The organism is Pseudoalteromonas sp. S1612, assembly GCF_005887175.1.
GTDB classification, from domain to species: domain Bacteria; phylum Pseudomonadota; class Gammaproteobacteria; order Enterobacterales; family Alteromonadaceae; genus Pseudoalteromonas; species Pseudoalteromonas undina.
Map to the genome: position 1 here is coordinate 1 of NZ_PNDH01000194.1, position 553 is coordinate 553.

Annotated in this window: 1 protein-coding gene; it reads left to right on the plus strand. The window is 36.0% G+C overall.

All coding sequences use genetic code 11. The features are described from left to right. The coding region (locus CWB78_RS18660) for an IS30 family transposase (protein ID WP_138596862.1) at positions 1–553 on the plus strand (553 nt) is incomplete at both ends.

A 553-nucleotide genomic window follows, 5' to 3' on the forward strand; every position in this document is an offset into this window, starting at 1 on the left:
CACTTAGCGATTTGGTTGAATCTAAGCTACTAGATGACTGGTCACCAGAGCAAATTTCTGGCTGGTTAAAAATAAAACACCCAGCATCATCTGAAATGCATATCTCACATGAGACTATTTATAAAACGGTATTTATCCCATCACGCTATATTTTCGAAAAAGCAGTCCTTAGCCATCTTCGCTCAAAACGTAAGTTGAGGCATGGTAAACGCTCAACAAATAAGGGAATTTATAAAGGTATTATTGATGCTAAAACAATTCATGAAAGGCCTCATGAAATTGAAACACGAGAAACTCTAGGTCACTGGGAGGGCGATTTAATATCAGGAAGTAGCAACTCACATATAGCAACATTGGTTGATCGAAAAACACGGTATACAGCTTTGGTACAAGTTAATGGTAAGGATACTAAAAATGTAGTAAATGCACTTATTCTGAAATTTAATGGTTTACCAAAGGCACTTAAAAACACACTAACGTGGGATCGGGGAATGGAATTAGCAGACCATAAAAGATTTACTAAAAATACGAATACAGATGTTTACTTTTGTGA